The organism is Nitratireductor mangrovi (assembly GCF_007922615.2).
GTDB classification, from domain to species: Bacteria; Pseudomonadota; Alphaproteobacteria; order Rhizobiales; family Rhizobiaceae; genus Mangrovimarina; species Mangrovimarina mangrovi.
Window position 1 is genome coordinate 3,067,966 of sequence record NZ_CP042301.2, and the last position, 21,244, is coordinate 3,089,209.

Annotated in this window: 20 protein-coding genes; 14 read left to right on the plus strand and 6 right to left on the minus strand. The window is 65.1% G+C overall.

The genetic code is table 11. From position 1 onward, the window contains the following. The first annotated feature begins 23 nt into the window (after positions 1–23). Positions 24–785, plus strand: a complete 762-nt coding sequence (locus FQ775_RS14935; protein ID WP_146301752.1) for an SDR family oxidoreductase — start codon at positions 24–26, stop codon at positions 783–785. 22 nt (positions 786–807) lie between these two features. Here the strand turns inward: FQ775_RS14935 and FQ775_RS14940 are convergent, their stop codons facing one another. Continuing rightward, complete coding sequence (locus FQ775_RS14940) at positions 808–1,905, minus strand: AraC family transcriptional regulator (RefSeq protein WP_146301753.1); 1,098 nt, start codon at positions 1,903–1,905, stop codon at positions 808–810. Positions 1,906–1,962: 57 nt separating this feature from the next. Between FQ775_RS14940 and FQ775_RS14945 the strand changes: the two genes are divergently transcribed. The 3 genes from FQ775_RS14945 (at position 1,963) to FQ775_RS14955 (ending at position 4,143) form a co-directional block, all read left to right on the plus strand. Then, entirely contained in the window at positions 1,963–2,757 is a 795-nt protein-coding gene (locus FQ775_RS14945) for a methyltransferase domain-containing protein (protein ID WP_146301754.1), read from the plus strand. A 184-nt stretch (positions 2,758–2,941) separates the two neighbouring features. Next, positions 2,942–3,175, plus strand: a complete 234-nt coding sequence (gene rpsU / locus FQ775_RS14950; RefSeq protein WP_146301755.1) for a 30S ribosomal protein S21 — start codon at positions 2,942–2,944, stop codon at positions 3,173–3,175. A gap of 116 nt (positions 3,176–3,291) precedes the next feature. Then, the gene (locus FQ775_RS14955) at positions 3,292–4,143 is read left to right on the plus strand and encodes a tetratricopeptide repeat protein (RefSeq protein WP_146301756.1); all 852 of its coding nucleotides are present in this window, start codon (positions 3,292–3,294) and stop codon (positions 4,141–4,143) included. Here the strand turns inward: FQ775_RS14955 and FQ775_RS14960 are convergent. Then, the gene (locus FQ775_RS14960; RefSeq protein WP_146301757.1) at positions 4,133–4,786 is read right to left on the minus strand and encodes a DedA family protein; all 654 of its coding nucleotides are present in this window, start codon (positions 4,784–4,786) and stop codon (positions 4,133–4,135) included. The genes FQ775_RS14955 and FQ775_RS14960 overlap by 11 nt on opposite strands. A 247-nt stretch (positions 4,787–5,033) precedes the next feature. On the opposite strand from FQ775_RS14960, the gene FQ775_RS14965 reads away from it, so the two are divergent. Next, positions 5,034–5,678, plus strand: coding sequence for a helix-turn-helix transcriptional regulator (locus tag FQ775_RS14965; protein WP_146301758.1), 645 nt, complete (start codon positions 5,034–5,036; stop codon positions 5,676–5,678). Then, entirely contained in the window at positions 5,668–7,113 is a 1,446-nt protein-coding gene (locus FQ775_RS14970) for an MFS transporter (protein ID WP_146301759.1), read from the plus strand. The genes FQ775_RS14965 and FQ775_RS14970 overlap by 11 nt, the downstream gene beginning before the upstream one ends. 219 nt (positions 7,114–7,332) lie before the next feature. On the opposite strand, the gene FQ775_RS14975 is transcribed toward FQ775_RS14970, so the two are convergent. Next, a complete protein-coding gene (locus tag FQ775_RS14975; RefSeq protein ID WP_146301760.1) occupies positions 7,333–8,736 on the minus strand; it encodes an adenylate/guanylate cyclase domain-containing protein in 1,404 nt (467 codons plus the stop codon). A 451-nt stretch (positions 8,737–9,187) separates the two neighbouring features. Between FQ775_RS14975 and FQ775_RS14980 the strand changes: the two genes are divergently transcribed. Next, a complete protein-coding gene (locus tag FQ775_RS14980) occupies positions 9,188–9,373 on the plus strand; it encodes a hypothetical protein (RefSeq protein WP_167812993.1) in 186 nt (61 codons plus the stop codon). Positions 9,374–10,059: 686 nt separating this feature from the next. Here the strand turns inward: FQ775_RS14980 and FQ775_RS14985 are convergent. Then, positions 10,060–10,335: a hypothetical protein gene (locus FQ775_RS14985; protein ID WP_167812995.1), complete on the minus strand. Its 276-nt coding sequence runs from the start codon at positions 10,333–10,335 to the stop codon at positions 10,060–10,062. 430 nt (positions 10,336–10,765) lie between these two features. Then, a complete protein-coding gene (locus FQ775_RS14990; RefSeq protein WP_167812997.1) occupies positions 10,766–11,002 on the minus strand; it encodes a hypothetical protein in 237 nt (78 codons plus the stop codon). Between the two features lie 128 nt (positions 11,003–11,130). Between FQ775_RS14990 and FQ775_RS14995 the strand changes: the two genes are divergently transcribed. From FQ775_RS14995 to FQ775_RS15010, 4 genes are all read left to right on the plus strand, one after another. Continuing rightward, positions 11,131–11,316 carry a hypothetical protein gene (locus FQ775_RS14995; RefSeq protein ID WP_167812999.1) on the plus strand — a complete coding sequence of 62 codons (186 nt, stop codon included), beginning with the start codon at positions 11,131–11,133 and terminating at the stop codon, positions 11,314–11,316. A 295-nt stretch (positions 11,317–11,611) separates the two neighbouring features. Further along, positions 11,612–13,270 carry a LuxR family transcriptional regulator gene (locus FQ775_RS15000; protein WP_146299983.1) on the plus strand — a complete coding sequence of 553 codons (1,659 nt, stop codon included), beginning with the start codon at positions 11,612–11,614 and terminating at the stop codon, positions 13,268–13,270. 103 nt (positions 13,271–13,373) lie between these two features. Further along, on the plus strand, positions 13,374–14,579 hold the full coding sequence (locus tag FQ775_RS15005; protein ID WP_246730145.1) for a flavin-containing monooxygenase: 1,206 nt from the start codon (positions 13,374–13,376) through the stop codon (positions 14,577–14,579). Between the two features lie 54 nt (positions 14,580–14,633). After that, positions 14,634–15,554, plus strand: coding sequence for a bile acid:sodium symporter family protein (locus FQ775_RS15010; protein WP_146299984.1), 921 nt, complete (start codon positions 14,634–14,636; stop codon positions 15,552–15,554). Between the two features lie 709 nt (positions 15,555–16,263). Here the strand turns inward: FQ775_RS15010 and FQ775_RS15015 are convergent. Beyond that, positions 16,264–16,989 (minus strand): FadR/GntR family transcriptional regulator, encoded by a 726-nt coding sequence (locus tag FQ775_RS15015; protein ID WP_146299985.1) that lies wholly within the window; start codon positions 16,987–16,989, stop codon positions 16,264–16,266. Positions 16,990–17,115: 126 nt separating this feature from the next. Here FQ775_RS15015 and FQ775_RS15020 point away from each other — a divergent pair, with 126 nt between their 5' ends. The 3 genes from FQ775_RS15020 (at position 17,116) to FQ775_RS15030 (ending at position 21,205) form a co-directional block, all read left to right on the plus strand. Continuing rightward, entirely contained in the window at positions 17,116–18,645 is a 1,530-nt protein-coding gene (locus tag FQ775_RS15020; RefSeq protein WP_146299986.1) for a sugar ABC transporter ATP-binding protein, read from the plus strand. Between the two features lie 66 nt (positions 18,646–18,711). Then, a complete protein-coding gene (locus FQ775_RS15025; RefSeq protein WP_206064759.1) occupies positions 18,712–20,187 on the plus strand; it encodes an aldehyde dehydrogenase family protein in 1,476 nt (491 codons plus the stop codon). Beyond that, positions 20,180–21,205, plus strand: coding sequence for an ABC transporter permease (locus FQ775_RS15030; protein ID WP_246730146.1), 1,026 nt, complete (start codon positions 20,180–20,182; stop codon positions 21,203–21,205). The genes FQ775_RS15025 and FQ775_RS15030 overlap by 8 nt, the downstream gene beginning before the upstream one ends. Positions 21,206–21,244: the final 39 nt, after the last annotated feature.

Genomic DNA, 21,244 nt, shown 5'->3' on the forward strand with positions numbered 1-21,244 from the left:
CCGCAATCCGAGGAGCCTTCGCAATGACACAACTCATCAACAAGGTCGCCATCGTCACCGGTGCCAGTTCCGGCATCGGCCGCGCCACAGCAAAACTGTTCGCGCAGGAAGGCGCCCGCGTCGTGGTCACCGCACGCCGCCAGGCCGAGCTCGACGTGCTCGTGGCCGAAATCACCGAAGAAGGCGGCGATGCCGTCGCGCTAGCCGGTGATGTTCGCGACCACAAGCACAATGAGATTCTGGTCGCGCTCTGCGAGGAACGTTTTGGCGGCCTCGACATCGCCTTCAACAATGCTGGCACAGTTGGCCGCCTCGCACAGGTGGACGAACTGCGGGAGGAAGATTGGGATGAGACCGTCGCGACCAATCTGGACGCGGCCTTCGCCGCCGCCCGCCATCAGGTTCCCGCGCTGCGCCGTCGCGGCGGTGGAGCGTTGATCTTCACCTCGAGCTTCGTCGGCTACGAGACCGCCGGTATGCCAGGCATGGCCGCCTATGCCGCGGCCAAGGCGGGGGTCGTTGGCCTGGCCAAGGCATTGGCCGCCGACTTGGGTACCGCCGGCATTCGCGTCAACGCGCTTCTTCCAGGCGGCACTGAGACCGCGATGGCGACCTTCGAGACCGACGAGCAGCGGCGATTCGTGGAAGGTCTGCACGCGTTGAAACGCATCGCCCAGCCGGAAGAAATCGCCCGGGCCGCGCTCTATCTCGCCTCCGACGCGTCGAGTTTCGTGACCGGCACGGCCATGCTGGCCGATGGCGGCGTTTCCATCAACCTGACCTGAGCGGGTTTCGGCCGCGGCGCCCTCAAGGCGCCGCGTTGTTTTGAAGGCGCCAGGCAGCCGGCGATGCTCCGGCAAAGCGTTTGAACGCACGGCTGAATGCCGCCTCGGATTCGTAGCCGGCTTCATGGGCCACGACGGCGACCTTCTGGTGGCCGTCGGACAGAAGGCGCGCCGCCTTCTGCAGACGCCACTGCGTCAGATATTGCATCGGCGGACAGCCGATGAGCTTGGCAAAGCGGGCCGCGAGCACCGTGCGCGAGACGTTGGCCTCGGCGGCAAGCTCGCCCAGCGTCCACGCCCGCACCGGCTCCGCATGGAGGCACGACAAAGCGCGCCCGACCGCAGGATCGCGCAGGCCGGCGAACCAGCCGGTCTGTCCGTCGGGAAACGTCGACAGATAACGGGAGAGCACCTCCGCGAAGATCAACTCGCTGAGCCGCAGGCGTACACCCTCCCAGCCCGCGTCCGGTCTGCGCGTCTGGTCGAGCGTCAGGCCGATCAGCTTGTCGAGCATGTCGCCCGTTGCGGGACGGCGGACATGCATGAAGCGCGGTAGCGCCGCCAGTACCGGATTGAAGGGCTGCAGGTCGCAACCGAGGAAACCGCATACATATCGTGCACGTGGCAAGCCGCCACCGCCTTCCTCGACGACGAAAGGCAGCTTGCCGGACGCCATCTCGCGGAAGAACAGCATCGAATCCTCTTCGCCGAGTTCCGGTGTCCCGTCGTGGACGCCAAGCATCGCATAGGGGTCGGCGTGCGGGAAGACGAGCACGTCGCCGGCCTCGAAACGGGTCGGCGCGACGTCTGGGATGCTCGCCCAGCCCTCGCCTTCGATGACGATGTGGTATGAAACCACGTGCCGCGCGCGCGGCAGGATGATCGGCGCAAACCTCCTGGCGTGCGGCACGGCCACGCCCCAGGGCGACGTGGCTTCGACCATGAAGAACAGCGCGCCGCTCAACCTCACCGCTCGAAGCACATCGGATAGCGGATCGTTGGCCGCGCGCGTGTAGAGCGGCGGTGCCGTCTCCCCGAGTGCCGCACGCCACGGCCTCGCCGCGCCGTTTCGGGACGCGTCGTCAAGAGTTCCGGACTTGCGGTCATGGGCCGCGCTCATCTCGCCACCTATCCTCGCCGCGCCCAAATGCGAACGAAACCGCCCCGGAGGTCGATGATGATGATGCTCGAAACCACCGATCGCAACCCCGCGGAAATCTACGACGAGAAGTTTGTGCCCGCCCTTTTCGCGCCTTGGGGCGCGATCGTCGCCGAGCTGGCCGGCATCGGCCCGGGTGAAAAGGTGCTCGACGTTGCCTGCGGAACCGGAGCCCTGACGGCCGTTGTCGCGGAAAAGGTAGGGCCGGAAGGGCGGGTCACCGGGCTCGACATCAACCCGCAGATGCTCGCGGTCGCGCGTGCCAAGCCGCTGGCTGTGGAATGGATCGAGGCGCCGGCCGAGAGGCTGCCTTTCGCAGACGCCGCTTTCGACGCCGTGCTAAGCCAGTTCGGTTTCATGTTCTTCGACGATCAGGCGCTGGCGCTCGGCGAGATGCACCGCGTGCTCCGGCCCGGCGGTCGGCTCGCGGTCGCCGTCTGTGGCGCGGTGGAAGATTCGCCCGGTTATGCTGTCTTCGCAAGCCTTCTCGACGATCTCTTCGGTGAAGATGTTGGCAACGCATTTCGCGCACCCTTCGTGCTGGGGGACGCGGAGAAACTGGCTGCCATCTGCGAAAAGGCCGGTCTTGCCGGCGCTCGCATCGTCAGCCGCACTGGCAGCGTGCGTTTCGACTCCATTGCGGAACTGGTCTCGACCGAACGCGCCTGCGTCTGGACGCTGGGCGGCGTCCTCGACGAAGGCCAGTTCGAGCTGCTGCGGCGGGAAAGCGAACGTGCGCTCCGGCCGTTCACGGACGCAGACGGCCGGATCGCATTCGCCATGCCGTCCCTGATCATCGCCGCAACCAAGTAGTTCGCCGGCTCTCACTGCGCCTGCCGCAAGAGGCGAGGCCAGGCCGGTCTTCGGGCCGCTGTTTCGCAGTAGACAATACTTGGTGATTCTGCTATCAGCCGCTCCAATTTGCAGCGGCGTCGCTGCAGAGGCGGAGAGTATTGGCTACGCCTCGATCATCACAACCCGACTGACAGGAACGGCCGTGCAGGTACTCGTCCGCGACAACAACGTTGATCAGGCGCTTCGCGCGCTCAAGAAAAAGATGCAGCGCGAAGGCATTTTCCGCGAGATGAAGATGCGCGGACACTACGAGAAGCCTTCCGAAAAGCGTGCCCGCGAAAAGGCGGAAGCGGTTCGCCGCGCGCGCAAGCTGGCGCGCAAGCGCGCCCAGCGCGAAGGTCTGCTGGCCGGCCCGAAGGGCGCCACGGCGCGCTGACGCGCCGCTATTTCGTCGATTTCGACAGTTAGCGAGGGTGGGGCGATGCGAATCGCGCCACCTTTTTGTATTGGTGGCGCCGGGCAGTCGTGAACGGCGCCGGAATCACAGCCAGAATGAGGGACCGGGTATCGATGCAGTTCTTTTCGGGCAACATGCGGCCCTTCGCGCCGGCGGCAGCGCTGTTCGCCTGCCTCGCCCTGGCCGCATGCCAGACCGCCGGATCGGGCACCGATATCACCGCGATCGATACCGCGCAGGGCTCGGAAGAAAACATCGCCTCGCTGACCGCGGTCATCGAGCGCAACCCGCGTGATCCGCAAGCCTACAACGTCCGTGGTTCGGCCTTCGGCCGCGCCGGGCGCTATCGCGAGGCGCTCGAGGATTTCGACACCGCGATCCGCCTCAACCCCAGCTATTTCCAGGCCTATGCCAACCGCGCCCTGATCCATCGCTATCTCGGCGAGAGCGGCAAGGCGGTTTCAGACTACAATCGCGCCATCCAGCTCAACGCCAGCTACGACGCCGCCTATATAGGCCGAGGCAATCTCTACCGGCTGAACGGCAGGACGCGGGAGGCGTTCGACGATTTCCAGCGCGCCATCCAGCTCGACACCACCGACCCGCGCGCCTACCACAATCGCGGCTTGCTCTATCAAGCGCAGGGCCAGCACAATTTCGCGCTCGAGGATTTCTCGACCGCCATCTCGCTGGCCCCGGACGCCGCCGAGCCTTACAACGGCCGCGGCCTCTCCTACCTGGCCCTCGGTGACGAGGAGAATGCGTTCTCCGACTTCAACACCGCCATCAAGCTCGACGGCGACATCGCGGAAGGCTGGGCAAACCAGGCTCTGGTCTATGAGCGCCGCGGCGAAAAGCAAAAGGCGGCGCGTTCCTACCGCCAGGCGCTGAAGCTCGATCCCGAATACGGGCCCGCCAAGGCCGGGCTTTCCCGCGTCAGCGGTTGACCGCCGGATCACCCTCGCCGGCGATCGTGGAAGTCGTTGACATATAACCGCTTTTCTTCAGCCGGCGGCGGACCCACATAAGCGAGAACTGCACCAGCATCACGCCCGCCACCACCAGGAGGCCGGCCGTGACCGGATCGCCCGTGGTGCCGCGCAGAAGATAGCCGGCCGCGATCAGCGGCGTGTTCCAGCACAACGTCCCGAGCACCCCGGCCAGCAGGAAGGTCGGCACGCCGAGCCGCAGCATGCCGGCCGGCAGCCCGACATAGATGCGCACCGTCGGCAGAGTGTGGGCGAGGAAGGTGTACCAGAACTGGCTGTCGCGATAGCCTTCGGTCATGCGCCGGAACAGCGGCTCGTGGAGCAGGATGTATTTGCCATATTTTTCAACAACTTCGCCGATGCGAACTTCGCCGATGGCGCGACCGAGCCCGTACCAGAACAGGGCGCCGGCCATCGACGCGAACGCTGTCACCAGCACCAGGAGCCCCGCTTCGGCGCCGGTGGTCGCGGCTGTCATGCCCAGGAAAACCAGGATGATGAAGGACGGCCCGACCGGCGACAGCTTCTCGATGAACGCCACCACGCCCGCGCCGAACAGGCCCAGCTGCAGATAGGTGGTGACATAGTCGGGCAGTTCCATGGCGTGGTTTCGCGCCCCCGGTTCGGCGGCGCGAATGATCCTGACGCCGCGTCCGTCTGTCCCTAGCGGCAGTGTGCGCCACCTGCAAGCGATTGGCAAATCGGCGCGGGACCGCCCCCGCTTTTCATGGATTTTTCGCAGGTTTTTCCGCCGAACCCACGGAAAATCCGGCGTTCCCCCGCAAAACCCTTGACTCCTTGGCGTTCAATAAAATAACCATATAGTTTCTTTATGAAGGTGCCTTCCAATGTCGGTTTCCAGCGAGGAACGCATCCTCCGTTTCCTCAAGTTTCGCGGCCGCCAGACCGCCGAGACGGTCGCCCGCCATCTCGACATTTCCGTTCCCGGAGCCCGCAAACATCTCGACCGGATGAAGGCGGCCGGGCTGGTCGATTTCGAAGACGAGGCCGGCGCGGTCGGCCGCCCGCGCCGTTTCTTCCTTCTCGCCGCAAAGGCCGAGGCGCGGTTTCCCGACACCCATGCCGAACTGACGCTCGACATGATCGGTTCGGTGCGGCGGCTGTTCGGCGCCGACGGTCTCGACAGGCTGATCGAGGATCGCGAGCGCCGCACCGACGACCGCTACGCGGAGGCGCTGAAGGAGGCGGACGGGATCGAGGCGCGGCTAGACCGGATGGCGGCGCTGCGTTCGGAGGAGGGTTACCTGGCCGAATGGGAGAGGCTGCCGGACGGAGGCGGTTACCTGCTGGTCGAAAACCATTGCCCGATCTGCGCGGCCGCGCGCGCCTGCCAGGGTTTCTGCCGTTCCGAACTGGAAAGCTTTCGCCGCGCCTTCGCGCCGCTCGCCTCGGTCGAGCGCGCCGAGCACATGCTTGCCGGCAGCCGCCGCTGCGCCTATCTGGTCCGGCCGCGAGGCGACGATGCCGCCTGAAGAGCAGACGGCGGCGATCGACTGGCGCAGGCTGTGGGCGAGCGGCGACCTCGCCCGCTTCATCTTCATCAGCCTCGGCATCCTGCTGCACGCCACCAACGAGACCATGGTCGCCACCATCATGCCGGCGATGGTGGCCGAGATCTCCGGCGTCACCTTCGTCGGCTGGACGCTGGCCATGTACGAGCTCGGCTCGATCACCGCGGGCGCCGCCGCCGGGCGCATGATCTCCTACCTGCCGCTGCGCTCCAACATGGCGGGTGCTGCGCTCGTCTACGGAATCGGCGCGCTGATCTGCGCGCTGGCGCCCGGCATGGGCTGGCTGCTTGCCGGGCGCCTGGTCGAGGGGCTCGGCGGCGGCGCGCTGGTGGCGCTCGCCTTCGTCTCGGTCGAGCGCCTGTTTCCGCGCCTGATCTGGCCGCAGCTTTTCGCCATCATTTCGGTGGTCTGGGGCGTGTCGGCCTTTTCCGGCCCGCTGCTCGGCGCGCTGCTCGCGGACGCCTGGTCGTGGCGCTGGGCCTTCGGCATCTTCGCCGTCGCCGGCTTCGCCATGGCCGCGATCAGCTTTGTCGTGCTGTCCGGCCCCGCCGCCACCAGGCGCCGCGACGAGATCGCGCCGCCCTTCCCGGCCACGGCGCTGGCCTGCCTGGCGGTGGCGGTGACGCTGATCGCCTGGGCCGGCGTCGCCTCCGGCATCCTGTGGTCGGCACCGCTGCTCGCCGCCGGGCTCGCCGGGCTGGTGCTGTTCTTCCGGCTCGACGCGCTGCGGCCGGCCTCGCGGCTTTTCCCCGAGCGCCTGTTCGACCGCCGCACGACGCTCGGCGCCGGCATGGTCATGGTGTTCTCCTTCTCGATCGCCACCATCAGCTTCACCATCTACGGCCCGCTGCTTTTGACCAGCCTGCACGGCATCTCGCCGCTCACCGCCGGCTACATCGTGGCGGCCGAATCGATCGCGTGGTCGGTGCTGTCGATCCTGGTCGCCAATGCCGCGCCGCGGCACGAACGGACGATCATCACCACCGGCGCGCTGATGATCGCCGCCGGCGTGGCCGGCTTCGCCTGGGCTGTGCCGGCCGGCTCGATCCCGGCGGTGCTGGCCTGCGCGCTGCTGCAGGGCGGCGGTTTTGGCATCGCCTGGCCCTTCGTCACCCGCATCATCGTCGCGGCCGCCCGGCCGGCCGAGACCACCATCACCTCCTCGGCGATCCCGACCCTGCAGCGCATCGGCTATGCCGTCGGCGCCGCCGGCGCCGGCATCATCGCCAATGCCAGCGGCTTTGCGCACGGGCTGAGTGCCGGGGCCGCGGCCGGTGTCGCGACCTGGCTGTTCCTGGCCTTTGTGCCGCTGGGGCTGGTGGGGCTGGTCGCCGGCATAATGGTGGCGCAGCGGACAAGGGCGGCGTCAACGGTACTGCCCGCCGGCATGGCTTGAGAACGAGCGGGATATCGAAGCTCGGCGGCCCGCTGCCGGCTGTCGGGTAAACTCTTCGTCGGAGGCCGCGGCAATGATCGTCACCAGGTCTGGGGACATCTCCGATCCGCACGCCTTATTCTAAGGGTGCATTGTCGGGTCTGGCCTACGCCACCCGCCCGGTCAACGGACGATTGAAGTTCGATGCCTTATCGAGTTCGAAGTGGCGCAAGAGCACACTCAGGAAATCGCGTAAATCTCGATCGGCTTGTCGATACCCCGCAGCGCGGAAGCATGAGGGGAAGCCTGAAGGCCTGACCGAACGATGATGTCTTTCGCTGCGGTGATCACGTTGTTGGTAGCGAATATGTTGTTGGGGGTCGCAAGGTTCTGTACGCGGGACGCGATGTTGACTGCCTGGCCGAAGTAGTCCTGGCGGTCGTTCATGCTCACCGCAATGCAGGGCCCTTCGTGAATGCCGATCTTGAGGACGAGGTTCGAATTCTCGTTTCTCGAGTTCAGTTCGTCGATCCCCCGACGCATGCGTATTGCGGCGCTCAAAGCCTGTTGTGGCAGTGGAAAGGTGGCCATCACCGCGTCACCAATTGTCTTCACAACGGCGCCTCCCTCCTCTGCAACGATCTGCGTCAACACGCCGAAGTGCACGCGAACCAGATCGTAGGCAGCGAGGTCGCCGACCTTGTCGTACAGAGCCGTGGACCCGCGGAGATCCGTGAAGAGGAATGTGAGGCTGGTGACCTTCAGCCGCTGGTCCACGTCCAGCGTGCCGGTGTGATAGATGTTTCGGAAAGTCTGGTTTGACAGTATCCGCTTGGCTGTCAGGAATGGCCGCCTTTTTCCAAGCACGTCGTGAAGAGCGTCATTTGCGAGGCACACCGACGGCACCGCCCGGACGTCGATCTGATTTTCGATCGATATGCGTACTGGCCCGGGCCGCATCACAAGTGTCTCGTGATGGCGATGGCCGCGGTCGATCACAAGCGTCAACGACTGCCGTTCTCGAGTAGGCTCCCCTTTGACATCAATGAATTGCGCGGCGTGGGTGACCGGTTCAAAAACGATGATGAAAGCCTCTGGCAATTGCAGCGAGATGACGGCTTTCTCGCCCGCAGGAAGCTCCAACGCCTCAAGGACGAACTCATCCACCAGGGCTTCGTAGTTGTCTTCCGGAAGGTCAATCCCAGAGCCCCAGTAGATTTGTCGAAAATACTCCAACGGGGGAAGCTGATGCGGATTGTGGGCAGCGATACGCCGAATCCGGGGGCTGACCGTGAAGGTTACTTCGACCATCTCGTCCAGCGTCGGCTCATACCCGGCCGCGCAGAGCGCGCAGGTATAGGCCTCGCTTTCAACGGTTCTGAGCGACGTATTCGCATCCAGCACGCCGCCGCACCCGGGACACAACACGTTCCATGACAAGTCGAAGATGCCGAGACGGGTGGCGTGCAAAAAGCCAGAGATGGTCGCTTCGGTATTCAGACCAGCCGACGAGGCAAATGCGAGGGGATTTACGTTGTTGAGCTTGCGATCCTCAGCACCTTTCACCGTTTCTCGAAGTGCATCCGCGAAAGCGTGATCCGTGCACTCACGCAAGAGGTCAAACAAGGCGGTGGTGTCGTCCATGAGCGCAGGCCATGCCATTGCACCGCGTCGGATGCTGCGCCTTCCCGCAGAAACGCGCAAGAGAAATCAGTGGATGACATTCCAGGGTCCGGCTTCCTGGCCAGGCTATACGGACCCTCGGCATCCGCGCCGGACGACGCGTGCCGCCTGAGCCGGCGCCGACGGCGCGCGGGATGTGGACCGGTGGCCTCGCCTTCCAGCCGTTCGATCAGGCCGAAGACCGCCGATTTGAGCTCGAACTCCCTCATCCAGCGCTCGCCGCTTTCCAGGAATACATGCGAGGCCAGCGCCACCGGCAGCACCGGCACGATGGCGGCGACCAGACCCTTCGGATGCGACGGGCTGACGCCGATGCGCGCGTTTGCTCGTCACGTACCGGCCCGAGGTCGCGCCGTTAAGGTTAGCGAAACGTTTCCAGTCCGGCCGAAAACAGCCGTGGTAGACTGCCGGCATGGACAAGCTGCACAGCCTGTTTTGCATCACACTTGCCGCCATCGCCTGCACGGTCGTGCCGGCCGTCGCCATTCTCTACCTGCTGCAGGGGGACCGTTTCGGAGGCGTCATCTTCGCAATCCTTACGGCGTGGGTGTGGAACTTCGGCTATCGGGAATATCGCAAGCAAAGGGCGCAAACCTAACGGGACGGCCGGTCAATCGCGTGAGGAACAGGTTCGAGGACAGGCACGAGTTTGCGCCGCACATCGCGAGCCACGTGCACCGCCCGCCGGCCGCGACCGCGGAGCGTGCCGACAACCGATCGGTCGTCCTGTGTGTTGCAGGGATTAGGGACGGGCCGCGAAAAACCAAGGCGCGTTGATATCTTTGGATGTCAAATGCCGCAAACGAAGCGATGCGCTAGGCTACCCCTCGATGATCCAACGGGATCAATACTTGGAACATTGTTTAGGACTTCCAAAAATCAATCAAATAGATTAACCTCCGTGCAGTTTCAATAGCCTCCCCGGCAGAATTGTGAGGATTCACTCATGCGTATATCATCACTTTTGGCGTGTTTTCTTATTGCCTTTTCCTTGCCTGCCATCGCGCAACTCGCTCCGCTCGATAACGTGGAGACGATCGAGAACATCGAAATCGGAGGTACGGTTCTTACGACGGAGCGAGGCAACGACGAAAAGGGGGAAGTCGCCTTCAGGTCGTCGTGCTCATCCAAAGCAATTGGAACCTGTAAAGGTTGCTCCATAATCTGTAAGGTTGGCAAGGCAGCAGTATGCACAAATGCCATTTACGACGCACATTTCAATTACTGCAAGCAGCATGCAAAATGCAGTTGCCAATAGATATCAAATATGACTGCAGCGAGGCTCTATTCATCGGCAGGGTAATAGCCAGAAGTACTGAAAGAATTCAATCGACCAGCCCACTCACCTAAATCGCCAATAAAAGTCGGAGCCTCACCGACAAGAAATCTTTTGCCTTTGTAGTTGGGAAACTCGAAGAAGGCTACGGGTGCATGCCCAGGATATACCTTAAGCGATTTCATCTGAAAGCGTATCTCCAGGGGCAATTCCGCCATGGCGGGCATAGGAAAAGCAAATTGCTGCCCTCCAAATTCCAACTCTTTGTATAGATATATGCCCAAAGCGGCTCACTCCCGATGGCAATAGGCTTAGCCTATCACACTAGATACTGTCAGTGGAGTGCTCGTTTCACCATCACACCGGATAGGTCTGATGGCTTCCTGTCGTTCATCTTAAATTAGGTGACTCGTGCCGCAAAGGGTTCTCAAAGTACATATCTTGTCTTTCATGGTCATGATCGCCTTCCGTTCGGGTTTGGTTGATGTTCAGCGACACCATCAAACCCACCCGAAAGCGGCATCGCCGCACCTCCGCGACTGCGCTTGTCCCTTGCGGTCGCATGCCTGCGGAAGGTGGCCCAACTGTCAGGTGACTACGGTCTCAGGACATCCGGCACTTTGGGCTCCGAGCGGACTTTCGCTGCTGGCCTGATGAATGGCGGCAACGAGGGCGCACCGTCGGCTCCAGTGAGGAGGGGCAGCAGCCGGATTCTCACTTCAACAGATGCGCGATGGAGTTGGCGTAGTAGGTCAGAAGCAGGCGTTCGTCGGGATTGGCGCGGTAGAGCCATTCGTCGTTCATCACCACCATGTGGCGCAGGGTGAGCATCCTGAGCCCGGCGCCGACGGCATAGTCGCGGTCGGCGCGCGGGATGTGGACATGGGTGCCCTCGCCTTCCAGCCGTTCGATGAGGCCGAAGACCGCCGATTTGAGCTCGAACTCCCTCATCCCTTCGGATGCGACCGGCTAACGTTGATGCGTGCCCTTGCTCGCCACAGGCCCGGCCCGAGGTCGCGCCGTTAAGGTTAGCGAAACGTTTCCAGTCCGGCCGAAAACAGCCGTGGTAGACTGCCGGCATGGACAAGCTGCACAGCCTGTTTTGCATCACACTTGCCGCCATCGCCTGCACGGTCGTGCCGGCCGTCGCCATTCTCTACCTGCTGCAGGGGGACCGTTTCGGAGGCGTCATCTTCGCCATCCTCACGGCGTGGGTATGGAACTTCGGCTACCGGGAATATCGCAAGCAGAAGCCGCAGATCTGACGCGACGAACGGCCAGCGGAGCGAGGGCGGTCCGGCCGGCCGGAGAAGGCAGGCAGGACCGTGGGCCGCGCGGGCGTTGCGAGCGGCGCTTCCTGGCGCGCCGGCCGTGACCATCCATCCGCCGACATCGAGCGGTGGTGCCGTAGCTTGCGGGGCAGAGGGACGCTGCCGGCCCGTCCCGATGCGCTGTTTCGGCGCCGCTCGCGGGATGAGCGGCCATCGCGGCCCCGCGGCAGGCGCCTGAAACCCTGTCAGGTTTCCGTATTCGGCGCCGTGGTGTACCCTTTCCGGCGCGATGTCACCGAACCCGCTCGAAGCGATCCAGGCTGCGCGAGCCGCCTATGGCAGGGGCGCCTGGGCGGACGCGGCCGAATTCTACCTGAAGGCGGACGCGGAGTCGGAACTGCGGACCGACGACCTCGAGGCGCTGGTCTGGGCCGCGGCCATCTCCGCGCGGGATCGCGTGATGATCGAGGGGCTCGAACGTCTTTACGCCCGCCACGCCGCCGGCGGGAACCATGTGGAATGCGCGCGCACGGCCTTCTGGTGCGGACTGCGCAACATGATGACGGGCGAGGTCGGGCTGGGGTCGGGCTGGCTCCAGCGCGCCGCCAGGCATGCCGAGCAGACGGCGCCCGATTGCGTGCAGCGCGGCTACCTGCTCCTGCCCGGGGTCTACATGCACCGGGGCAAGGGCGACTACGAAACGGCGATCGACATGGCCGACCGGGCGATCGCGATCGGAGAGAGCGGCGGGGACCCCGACCTGATCGCCATGGCCGGCAGCCTCAAGGGCGGCATGCTCTTCCGGCTCGGACGGATCGACGAAGGCTATGTCCCGATCGACGAGGCGATGCTGCTGGCCAGCAGCCAGCGGCTCTCGCCGGTCGTGTGCGGCGTCGTCTATTGCGAGATCGTCGCCTCCTGCTGCCGCGTGCTGGAGATGGTGCGCGCGCGCGAATGGACCGCGATCCTCAGCGACTGGTGCCGGCGTAACCCGCAGGCCAAGGCCTTCAACGGCGTCTGCCAGGTGCACCGGGCCGAGGTGTTGCAGCTCGAAGGAAACTGGGCCGAAGCCTTCGCGGAGGCCGAACGCGCCGGCGACGGCCTGACCGGCACGACCGAGCACACCGCCATGGCCAACGCCGCCTACCGGCGCGGCGAGATCCTGCGCCTGCGCGGCGCGTACGACAGGTCCGACGCCGAATACCGCCTGGCCGGAGAGATCGGGGTGGACCCGCAGCCCGGGCTGGCGCTGCTGCGCCTTGCCCAGGGCCGGCGCGAGGACGCGGTGGCGGGGATCCGGCGCGCGCTGGAGGCAGCCGGCGACCTGCCCCGCAAGGCGGCGCTGCTGCCCGCGGGCATCGAGATCTTCATCGCATGCGGCGACCTGGACGAGGCAGCGCGGCTTTGCGGTGAAATGTCGGAGATCGCCGAACGCTTCGGCACGGAGATCCTCGCCCGCGTGGCCGACCAGGGACACGCCACGCTGGCGCTGGCGCGCGGCCGGTTCGGCGACGCCCTGCCCGCGCTCACCCGCGCCCGGCGCTACTGGTCGGAGTTCGGCGCGCCCTACCTCGTTGCGCGCCTGCGCGCCGACATCGCGCACGCCTGCGCGCAACTGGGCGACGCCGAAAGCGCCGAAAGGGAGTTCGACGCCGCCGGGAAGATCTTCGAGGAACTCGGCGCCGAGCCCGATCTCGCGCGCATCCTCGAACTGCGCACCGCGTCGAAAGCGGCCGCCGACGGGCTGACGGCGCGCGAGCGGCAGGTGCTGGCTCTGGTCGCCGAGGGCGGCACCAACCGCGCGATCGCGGACGAACTCGATCTCAGCCCCAAGACGGTCAACCGCCACATCGAGAACATTTTCGGCAAGCTCGGGGTTTCCTCGCGCGCCGCAGCGGTGGCGAAGGGCCTGCAGTCCGGCTCGATCGGCGCGCGCGGGCATGGGTAGAATACCCCATTCCCGGAAAGATGCGGCGTGGGTCATCCTCACGATGAAAGCGGTTTGGCGGTGCGGCTAGGCTTCTCCCGACAACGACGACGGGAGAAGAAGCATGGCCGACACACATATGACCGACAGGGCCCGCACCGGCCGCCACCCCGCAGACCTGGTGGAGCCGGGCAACCTGCTCAGGACCCAACCGGACACTTTCCCGGCGGAACCTTCCCGCCGACCGGCCGATGCCGGGCCCGAACGTCACGACGTGGTGGTGATCGGCGCCGGACAGGCCGGGCTCTCCGTCGGCTACCACCTCAAGCGGCGGGGCATCGGCCACGTCATCCTTGAGGGCGCGCCCCGCGTCGGCGACGTCTGGCGCAACCGCTGGGACTCGCTGCGCCTCTTCACGCCGGCCAAGTTCGACTCGCTCGACGGCTATCGTTTCCCGGCGCACAAGGACACCTTTCCCACCAAGGACGAGATGGCGGACTACCTCGAATCCTATGCCGCGAAGTTCGACCTGCCGGTACGCGTCAACGAGCCGGTGCGGAGGCTGCACAAGGCGAATGGCCGCTTTCGCGTGGAAACCGCGGACGGCGTCTACGAGGCGGACCGGGTGGTGGTGGCGGCGGCAAGCTACCAGAAGCCGCGCCTGCCGGCGTTCGCCAACGAACTGGCTAGCGATGTCTTCCGGATGCATTCGCACGAATACCGCAACCCGGCCCAGCTCCCGGACGGCCCGGTGCTCCTGGTCGGAGCGGGCAATTCGGGCGCCGAGATCGCGATGGACCTGGCGAAAACGCACAAGGTCTATCTGTCGGGGCGCGACGTCGGCCACATTCCGTTCGACATCGGCAGCTTCATGGCGCGAAAGCTCCTGATCCGCATGGTGATCCGCGGCATGTTCCACCACCTTCTCACCATGCGCACGCCGATGGGGCGCAAGTTCCGCTCCAGGATGCACGGTCACGGCATGCCCCTGATCCGGACGCGGCCCGGGCAACTCAAGCGCGCCGGCGTGCGCCGCATCGGCAAGATCACCGCCATCAGGGACGGCAAGGCCGTCTCCGAGGATGGCAAGTCGGTGCCATTCAGGAGCGTGATCTGGTGCACCGGCTTCCATTCCGGCTTCGACTGGATCGACCTGCCGGTCCTGGACGAGCACGGCGACCCGCGCCAGCGGTTCGGCAAGGCGACCGATATCGAAGGGCTCTATTTCGCCGGGCTGCATTTCCAGTACGCGGTGTCCTCGACGATGGTCGCCGGCGTCGGCCGCGATGCGCGGCGCGTCGCGGGCTGGATCGCCGCCAGCAAAGGCTGAAGCGCGGGCGCCCGCCCGCTGCCGGCCCATGCAACGTATTCAGAGGTGAAACACATGGAACCGATCGATCAGGCCCTGTTCAACTTCAGCCCAAGGGCCGGGCTGGCCGTCGCCGTCATGGTCGGCTTTCTGGTTTTTGCCGTGGCGCTGGACCTGACCCGGGGCCAGTTCCGCAGGGTTCTCAAGAGCCCCAGGGCGCCCGGCGTCGGGCTTCTGGCGCAGTACCTCATCCTGCCGGCGGCCGCCTTCGGCATCGGCATGCTGATGGCGTCGACGCCGAGCATCGCGCTCGGCCTGCTGCTCGTGGCCTGCTGTCCCGCCGGGGCGCTGTCGAACTACCTGACCGGCGTGGCGCGCGGGAGCGTGGCCACCTCGGTCAGCATGACGGCGATCTCCACATTGTTCAGCATCGTCGTCACGCCCTTCCTGTTCGCGTTCTGGGCCTCGATGAACCCGGCGACCAGCGCGGTGATTGCGCGGATCGAAATCGACCCCCAACGGGTGGTCATGGTGCTGCTCATCATGCTGGTCGTTCCGGTCGCGGCGGGAATGATCATCCGCGCAAGGCGACCCGACACCGCCGAGAAGATCCGGCTTTGGGTGCGCCGCATCGCCGGCCTCGTATTCGCCGTGGTGGTGGCGGTTCTGCTGCTGGGCAATATCAGCGTCCTCGGCAGCTTTGCCGGCATCGCACTCCCCCCGGTCCTCGTCACCTTCGCGATAGCCGTCCTGCTGGGCTGGGGTCTCGCCCGGGCTTCAGGCCTTGTCGCCGCCGACCGTCGGGCGGTCACCCTCGAGGTCGCGTTCCAGAACGTCGCGCTCGCCATCGGCCTGGCGGTGGCGTTCTTCCCCGACCTGGCGGGCGTCGCGATCACCTCCATCCTCTGGGGCGTCGTCCACCTTTCGGCCGGGTTTGCCATCGCGGCCATGTGGATGCGCATGCCGCTTCCCGGCAATCCGCAGGCGGCGGAATGATCGCTCACCTTGGAACGGCGCTGCCGCTCGCCGCAACGCGACCAGAACTCGTACAAGGCCGGCGGCGCACCGTCCGCAGGTGCAAATCCCAATCCCGTCTCTGGTTGGGGCGATCAGCAGCACAGGCCGGCCGGCATGTCGATCAGCTGGATCGAATCAGCTCGTAGGGATCGGGCGGAACGTTACAACGACCTCGACGAAGGTGTGATCCTGCCCAGCAGTTCTGGGCCCTCCCCCACCCGCCCAAAGTCGACCTTCGATGGCGCCCTTTGCTGTTCTCCAAAGCAATCTTTCGCGGCAACGCGTAAAAATGACTCCTCCGGGTGGCCGGAATGCGGACATTTGAGGCCTTGGCCAAGTAGTGCCAACGGGACAGCGAGTGCAGTCACGTTTTGGAGGGATACGAGATGGCGGCGAATCGCCAAGGGCAGGTGGCAGCGGATATCAGAACATCGGCAGGACGATAATTGGGGCACGATCGGCGCAAGGTCCGAGCCGGCCTGCGCTCCCCGGGCCGGCAATGGACGGCACAAAGTGCCTCGCAAGAAGCACCGCGGACAAGGACAGCGCGCAAGAAACCGCCGCAACAAGCAACGCGACGACCACGACGTCTGCGCAGCCGACGAACAGGATGTCCGACCGTTTCCCGGTTGCGGTGCTCATCTTCGGAGCCCTTCGTGCACGCGAGGTCCGGATCTGCATCACCCGATCAGTCGCGTATATGGTCCTTCATGTATTCCCGCGTGCGGGAGAGGAGATCGCGCATGGATGCCCGGGCGCCGTCGGCGTCACGTGCTCGGATCGCGTCGAAAACGATGCCGTGCAGCGGCAGGAAAATCTCGAAGGCCTCGCGCGAGAAGCGGTGGCTGATCAAAAGACCGACACCAATCAGGTTGCCCATCTGGAGAAGCAGCGCGTTGCGCCCGGCCGCCAGGATACCGCGGTGAAACCTCAGATCGGCCTCGATGCCCGGGACGTTGGCCTGGCTCGCCTCGGCCATGGCGTGGAACGCGTCTTCGATCTCGACAAGGTCGGCGGGAGTGGCGCGCGTCGCCGCGAGTGCGGCCGCCTCCGGCTCGATCATCATGCGCACCTCGAACAACTCGGAAAAGAACTGCCGGGGCGGCATCGCGCTGTAGCGCCAGCTCAGGACTTCGGCGTCGAGCAGGTTCCAGTGCATCGGCGCGTGCACGCGGATACCGGTTCGTGTCCGCGATTCGAGCAAACCCTTGGCCGCCAGCGTCTTGACCGCCTCGCGGATCACCGATCGGCTGACGCCGAACTCGGCCTCCAGGTCGGCTTCCTTGGGGAAAGGATCGTCCGGGCCCAGATCACCGCGCACGATCCTGAGGCCGAGTTCTTCGACGACTTGCGCAAAGAGGTTGCGCCGGCGGCCGGGCTTGAGGGCGAGGCTGGTTGCGATCTGATCGTTCATGACATCTGCATCTAGAGGGCACACAAGCGGCTTGACAAGGCAGCATCTCTATTTATCATATAAAATGATAATAAGAAACAAAATCTCGACCTCGAACAAATCGCGGGGGTCTGGGGAGGCCCTGAAATGACGCAAACGAAAGCCGGCGCGGTTGAGCCAATCCTGCGGATGCGGCGCATCGGCAAGCAGTTTCCGGGCGTCGTTGCGCTTGCCGGGGTCGACCTCGATGTCCGGCCAGGAGAGGTTCACGGGCTGGTCGGCGAGAACGGGGCCGGCAAATCGACCCTGATGAAGATACTCTCCGGCGCCTACCAGGCCGATACCGGCGAAATACAGGTCGACGGCGAGACCATCGCCAAGCCGAACCCGCTCGGAATGATCGGGCGTGGCGTTGCGGTCATCTACCAGGAAATGATGCAGGCGCGGCATTTGACGGTCGCCGAGAACCTCTTCCTCGGGCGCCTGCCGCGCACCGGACTTGGCACCGTCGACTGGCAGAGCGCCGTACGCCAAAGCGCGGAGGTGATGACGCGGTTGGGATTTGCGGTCGACCCGAGGGCGCGGCTGGATACGCTCAGCGTCGCGCAGCGGCAGATGGTCGAAATCGCCAAGGCCCTTTCGCGCGACGCCCGACTGGTCATCCTCGACGAACCGTCCGCGGTGCTCGGAGGTTCCGAACTCGACAAGCTCTTCGCGGTTATCCGCAGGCTTTCGGCCGCGGGCGTGGCGCTCATCTACATCTCGCATCGCCTGCATGAGGTCTTCGCCGTCTGTGACGTCGTGACCGTCTTGCGTGATGGATCGGTGGTCGGAACGCGCCCGGTGGCCGACATCGACGCCGCCACGATCATCCGCATGATGGTGGGCCGTCAGCTTTCCGACGTTTTTCCTGAACGCAACAGGCAGCCCGGTGACACAGTGCTTTCCGCGCGGGGGCTCACGCGCCCCGGCGTGTTGCGGGACATCGACATCGACGTTCGCGCTGGCGAGATCCTCGGGGTCTGCGGCATGGCCGGGTCGGGTCGCACCGAGTTGCTGCGCGCCCTCGTCGGTGCCGACGCGGCGGCGTGCCGATCCTACCGGCTGAACGGGACAGAGGGCAGACCCGCAAACCCGCGCGCAGCCATCGCCCGCGGCATCTTGCTGTTGCCGGAGGACCGCAAGACCGAAGGCTGCTTCCTGCCGCAAAGCGTTGCGTTCAATATCACCGTGTCGCGGCTGTCGGTGCTGATGCAGCGCGGCATGCTCAACGAAGCGCGCGAACGGGATGTCGTTGGCCAACTCGTGCGGCAGCTCGGTATTCGCACGCCAGAGGCGGGCACGCGGATCAGCAATCTGAGCGGCGGCAACCAGCAGAAATGCATGCTGGCGCGCAGCCTGAACGCCGACTGCGCGATCCTGCTCATCGATGAACCGACACGTGGCGTCGATGTCGGCGCCAAGCGCGAAATCTACCAGTTGCTCGCGATGCTGGCGGATCGCCAGCACACGGCGATCATCATCGTCTCGTCCGAGCTGCCGGAAATACTTGGCCTGTGCGACCGCGTCGTCGTCATGCGCGACGGCATGGTGGCAGCGCGGTTCGATCACGACGAAGCCACCGAAGAACTGATCGTCGCCGCAGCCGTCGGCGAGCCTGCGGCAAAGGCCGCATAGGGCCGTCGGCGCCAGCAGCCGAAGAATGCGGCGCTGACGGCGCTTGACCTGGAGAGGAGCATCAAATTGAGGGAATACGGGCATTTCATCGGCGGAATTTCCGCCCAGGGCGAAAGCGGCGTCCAGATTGACCGGCATTGTCCGGCGAATGGCAGGCTGGTCGCACGTTTCGCCGCGGGGACGGCGGCCGATGTTTCGTTGGCAGTGGAAGCGGCGCGTGAAGCCTTCGACGCTGGGCCATGGCCGCGCATGTCCGGGATGGAGCGCGGGGACCTGTTGCGCGCCTTCGCCGACCGCATGGACGCCGAGTTGGAGCAACTGGCGCGGATCGAGGCCGAAGAGGTCGGCAAGCCAATCCGCTTCGCGCGAAAGGACATCTCAGGCGCCGCGCGCGTTATCCGCTACGCGGCCGGGCTTGCCGCCAACATGCATGGTTTCGCCTATCCGGGGCTGAGGCAGGGGCAGACCGGCCTGGTCCTGCGCGAGGCGACGGGCGTTGTCGGCATGATCATCCCGTGGAACTTTCCCGCCTTCGTCTTCTGCCACAAGGTGCCGTTCGCACTCGCTGCCGGTTGCACCGCAGTGGTGAAGCCTTCCGAACTCACCTCCGGCACGGCGCTTGAACTTGCGCGGCTGGCCGTCGAGGTGGGCGTGCCGCCGGGCGCGCTCAACGTCGTCACCGGCTATGGCGACCCCGTAGGCGAGGCCCTGACGAGTCATCCCGACGTCGACCTCGTCTCTTTCACCGGCTCGACCGCCACGGGGCGGCGGGTGATGCAGAACGCGGTCAGCTCCGTGAAGCGCGTGGCGCTGGAACTCGGCGGAAAGTCGGCCAATATCGTCTTTCCGGACGCCGATCTCGACGATGCGATCGATGGCGCGCTTTGCGGCATTTACCTGCACCAGGGCGAGGTGTGCTGCGCCGGTTCGCGACTCGTTGTCCATGAGGATATCGCCGACACCTTTCTGGCTCGCTTCTGCGATGCGGCGCGACGGTTGAAGGTCGGCGATCCGTTCAGCGAGGAAACCGACATCGGAGCCCTCATTCACGAGGGACATCTGAAACGGGTCGAAAACTACATCGAGATCGGCCGTCAGGAAGGGGCGGACGTTTTGTGTGGTGGCGAACGCCTCGTCGGCGATCGCTACGACGACGGCTTCTTCCTCGGTCCGACAGTGCTTGACCGGGTCGAGAGCGGAATGACGGTCTTTCGTGACGAGATATTTGGTCCGGTGCTGGGCGTGACCCGCTTCTCGACCACCGAGCAGGCCATCGCGATCGCCAACGACACACGCTACGGGCTGGCAAACGCCGTCTGGACCCGCGATCTCGACCGTGCGATGCGGCTGACCGGCGCGCTCCGGAGCGGCGTCGTGTGGGTCAACACCATCGTCGAAGTCGCTCCTCAGATGCCGTTCGGCGGCGTCGGTGAGAGCGGCTTCGGGCGCGAGTTCGGCGAAGCCGGACTTGAGGAATTCACGAGCGTCAAATCGGTCTATCTGACGACCGGTCCACGCGAACGGATCCTGTTTCATGGATGACCTGGCGGGGCCGAAGGCTGGCAGGATGAGCAACATCGTCGACAAGATGCCAACGGCAGCAAAGAAGATGCGCCTCGGGCGCTTCTGGCGCACGTCGGGTTTGCTGTGGGTTCTGGTCGCACTGTGCATTGCCGCGGCGCTGATCTCGCCGGCCTTCCTCAACCCGTTCAACATCGTCAATGTGCTGCGCCAGGTCGCCCTGTTCGGCATCGTGTCGATCGGCCTGACCTTCGTCATCCTGACGGCCGGCATCGACCTCTCGGTCGGATCGATCGTGGCCGTTGTCGCGGTGAGTTCCGCGCTGCTCCTGCAGATCGGGATTCCGGTTCCGCTCGTTATCCTTGCCGGGTTGGCCGTCGGCATGGCGATGGGTGCCGTCAACGGTCTCGGCGTCACGCTCGGGCGCCTGCCGCCGTTCATCATGACGCTTGGCATGATGGTGATGGGCCGCGGACTGGCCATGACCATCTCGGATGGTCATCCCATCCGCTTTCCTGATGCATCCGACGACTTCGCCTGGTTGGGCCAAGGCCACCTGCTCGGCCTGCCCGTTCCGGTATGGCTCTTCGTTACGGTAGCCGCGCTCGCCTATTTCGTGCTGCGCTTCACTCCGTTCGGGCGCAACATCTATGCCGTCGGCAGCAATCCGGAGGCGGCCAGACTTTCCGGCATCAATGTCGGTCTCACGATCTTCAGTGTCTATGTGATCAGTGGCGCGCTTGCCGCGCTGACGGCGCTCATCTTCATCTCGCGGCTTACCGTCGGCGAACCGGTGGCCGGCGTGGGGCTTGAGCTCGAAGCGATCGCCATCACCGTCATTGGCGGCACCAGCCTGTTCGGCGGCGAAGGCGGCGTGATCGGCACGGTCATCGGCGCGGCGATCTTCGCCGTCATCGCCAACATCCTCAATCTCGCCGGGGTCTCGCCGTTCACGCAGCAGATCGTCAAGGGCGCCATCATCGTCGCGGCCGTGCTCTTCGAGGCACAGCGCCGGCGGCGCAACGGTTCCGCGTCGTGAGGCGTGGGCAAACGGGACAAATCCCGACAAGGAGGAGAC

Excerpts from the sequence above, each read along its gene's own strand:
- FQ775_RS14935 (WP_146301752.1), top strand. The coding sequence starts at position 24 with ATGACACAACTCATCAACAAGGTCGCCATCGTCACCGGTGCCAGTTCC.
- FQ775_RS14940 (WP_146301753.1), bottom strand. The coding sequence starts at position 1,905 with ATGAGCGCGGCCCATGACCGCAAGTCCGGAACTCTTGACGACGCGTCC.
- FQ775_RS14945 (WP_146301754.1), top strand. The coding sequence starts at position 1,963 with ATGATGATGCTCGAAACCACCGATCGCAACCCCGCGGAAATCTACGAC.
- FQ775_RS14955 (WP_146301756.1), top strand. The coding sequence starts at position 3,292 with ATGAGGGACCGGGTATCGATGCAGTTCTTTTCGGGCAACATGCGGCCC.
- FQ775_RS14960 (WP_146301757.1), bottom strand. The coding sequence starts at position 4,786 with ATGGAACTGCCCGACTATGTCACCACCTATCTGCAGCTGGGCCTGTTC.
- FQ775_RS14965 (WP_146301758.1), top strand. The coding sequence starts at position 5,034 with ATGTCGGTTTCCAGCGAGGAACGCATCCTCCGTTTCCTCAAGTTTCGC.
- FQ775_RS14970 (WP_146301759.1), top strand. The coding sequence starts at position 5,668 with ATGCCGCCTGAAGAGCAGACGGCGGCGATCGACTGGCGCAGGCTGTGG.
- FQ775_RS14975 (WP_146301760.1), bottom strand. The coding sequence starts at position 8,736 with ATGGACGACACCACCGCCTTGTTTGACCTCTTGCGTGAGTGCACGGAT.
- FQ775_RS14980 (WP_167812993.1), top strand. The coding sequence starts at position 9,188 with ATGGACAAGCTGCACAGCCTGTTTTGCATCACACTTGCCGCCATCGCC.
- FQ775_RS14990 (WP_167812997.1), bottom strand. The coding sequence starts at position 11,002 with ATGAGGGAGTTCGAGCTCAAATCGGCGGTCTTCGGCCTCATCGAACGG.
- FQ775_RS14995 (WP_167812999.1), top strand. The coding sequence starts at position 11,131 with ATGGACAAGCTGCACAGCCTGTTTTGCATCACACTTGCCGCCATCGCC.
- FQ775_RS15000 (WP_146299983.1), top strand. The coding sequence starts at position 11,612 with ATGTCACCGAACCCGCTCGAAGCGATCCAGGCTGCGCGAGCCGCCTAT.
- FQ775_RS15005 (WP_246730145.1), top strand. The coding sequence starts at position 13,374 with ATGGCCGACACACATATGACCGACAGGGCCCGCACCGGCCGCCACCCC.
- FQ775_RS15010 (WP_146299984.1), top strand. The coding sequence starts at position 14,634 with ATGGAACCGATCGATCAGGCCCTGTTCAACTTCAGCCCAAGGGCCGGG.
- FQ775_RS15015 (WP_146299985.1), bottom strand. The coding sequence starts at position 16,989 with ATGAACGATCAGATCGCAACCAGCCTCGCCCTCAAGCCCGGCCGCCGG.
- FQ775_RS15020 (WP_146299986.1), top strand. The coding sequence starts at position 17,116 with ATGACGCAAACGAAAGCCGGCGCGGTTGAGCCAATCCTGCGGATGCGG.
- FQ775_RS15030 (WP_246730146.1), top strand. The coding sequence starts at position 20,180 with ATGGATGACCTGGCGGGGCCGAAGGCTGGCAGGATGAGCAACATCGTC.